2 protein-coding genes are annotated in these 2,410 nt (G+C 41.8%); both read right to left on the bottom strand.

The annotated features are described in order from the left end of the window. Positions 1-63: 63 nt before the first annotated feature. Positions 64-972, bottom strand: a complete 909-nt coding sequence (locus AC3DU7_RS25190; protein WP_488042030.1) for an MBL fold metallo-hydrolase — start codon at positions 970-972, stop codon at positions 64-66. Between the two features lie 431 nt (positions 973-1,403). After that, positions 1,404-2,410 (bottom strand): chorismate synthase (aroC, locus tag AC3DU7_RS25185; RefSeq protein WP_488042029.1); only part of this gene is annotated, 1,007 nt, incomplete at its 5' end.

Here is a 2,410-nt window from a genome sequence, read left to right as displayed (position 1 = left end):
TAATTACTTCAATATTTAATCTCCCCCACTCCCCCACTCCCCCACTCCCTCGCTCCCCTGCTTCTAAACTCCCATGGGCAGGACTAAACCTTCGCGGGCCATAACTGCCTGGGGAAAAGCTGCTTTGACTTTTTTTGCTATTTCATCAAGAAAATCATCACTGTGAGTAGGTTCATGGTGAAAAATTACCACCCGCTTCACTCCAGCAGCCTTAGCTACTTTGATTGCTTCCTGCCAAGTCGAATGTCCCCAACCTACCTTAGAAGACTTGGGATTATGATACTCATCGTCAGTGTACATAGCATCATAGATTAAGAGGTCAGCATTGCGGGATAAATGTACCACACTTTCATCCAAGCGGTCGGGAAAATGTTCTGTATCAGAACAATAAACTACCGTCCGTCCATTCCATGTCACTCTATATCCCATTGCTGTGTTAGGATGATTAAGAGAACCAGTCTCAATTTCAATATCACCCAGCATCATTTTTTCCCCATGCTGAAGCTCATAAAAACGTAAGTCACCTTGAACACCATTTAAAGGAATAGGAGAGTTATAATGTAATACCCTCTGTATAAAATGCTTTTTCATGGACTCCCCTTCTGGAGGTATAGCTCCGTAGATATGAAAACTATTTCCTTCGGTAAAAGCAGGAGTAAATAAAGGGAAACCTTGAATATGATCCCAGTGATAATGAGTGAAAAACATATAAGCTTCTATTGGCATATCCTGCATCATTTCCTTGCCTAATTCTCGTAGGCCAGTACCACCATCAAATATCAGACGCTTACCAGCTATTTGCATTTCTATGCAGGAAGTATTTCCACCATATCTAATAGTATCTTTTCCTGGAGTAGGAACACTGCCTCGTACACCCCAGAACTTAACTAAAAAATCTCCCATTTGTTCAGGCATTTTGGAGAAATCAACATTATCTTGAGTTAGCACTTCAGAAGAAGGTTTAGTTTCCATATAAATTTTCTTTTAGCAGTTTCCACTTTAATTAATTTAAAGATTTCTGGATTGTTAGGAAATTGAACTAGGGACAGGAAATATAGCAGCTTGTTTTTCTATAAAGTTGCTAACTATTGCCAATTCAAAAATTTGTCCAATTTTAATAGTTAACCAACCTACAGACCACTACTTAGTAGCACTACAAGAATTGGTTAAAACATTTTTCAATCCTGTTCGCGGAGCGTTTCCGCAGGGAAAAACTATTTTAAAGTTAGCTATTCCCTATTCCTTCTCTTGGTCGATTGGATATAGTGAGGAGACCCGCTCTTATCAAAGCTGCTCCGCTATACCATCCCACCCTACGGGAATCTGTGCTAACAACCGCCTGCTGTCTTACGGCGACGTAGGATCTGACAACTTACGTCTGTCGCCGATGCAGGGTCGCACCTCTATTCCCTGGCGCGTAGCGCCATATACTCGAAACTCTCACACTGTCCATGATGGCGCAATAAATGATCGCATAACACTATAGCTACCATTGCTTCTACCATAGGTACAGCTCTAGGTAAAACGCAAGGGTCATGTCTTCCCTTAGCTGCTAACAATACCTCTTCACCCCTACTACTAACAGTACGCTGCTCTTTACGAATTGTAGCAGTTGGTTTAAATGCTGCCCGCAACACAATATTTTCTCCATTAGAAATTCCTCCCTGTACCCCTCCAGAACGATTCGTAACAGTCCGAATTTCCCCTTGCTCATCTGTATAGAATTCATCATTATGCTCACTACCTGTCAGAGTAGTACCTGCAAAACCAGAACCAATTTCAAATCCTTTGCTCGCTGGCAAGGACATTACACCTTTAGCTAAATCTGCTTCTAATTTATCAAATACAGGAGAACCAAGACCTTTCGGGACATTCCTGGCCACACATTCAACCACACCTCCCAGAGAATCTCCCACATCCCGTATTTGTTCCACTAATTCAATCATCCTGTCTGCACATTCGGCATCTGGACATCGGACAATATTACTTTCTACTTGTTCTATAGTCACTGTTTCTAGGTCAACAATGGCCTCTAAATTTTTGATGCGCTTCACATAACCGACAATTTCCACACCAGAATATTGTTTGAGAATTTTCTTAGCGATCGCTCCCGCAGCAACACGTCCAATTGTTTCTCTAGCCGAAGAGCGTCCCCCACCTTGCCAGTTCCTGATACCATACTTAGCATCATAAGTTGCATCAGCATGAGATGGACGATATTTACTAGCCATCTCCTGATAATCTTGTGAGCGAGCATCCTTATTTCTCACCAAAATCATAATTGGCGTACCCAAAGTTTGACCTTCAAATACTCCAGACAGTATTTCACAAGTATCTGTTTCTTTACGGGGTGTAGTAATTTTGCTTTGCCCTGGACGCCTACGGTCTAACTCATATTGAATTTCTGCAA

This window comes from Okeania sp., assembly GCF_983059655.1.
This window is presented reverse-complemented; position numbering and strand designations above follow the sequence as displayed.

Coding starts and splice junctions, on each gene's coding strand:
- AC3DU7_RS25190 (WP_488042030.1), bottom strand. CDS start 972: ATGGAAACTAAACCTTCTTCTGAAGTGCTAACTCAAGATAATGTTGAT.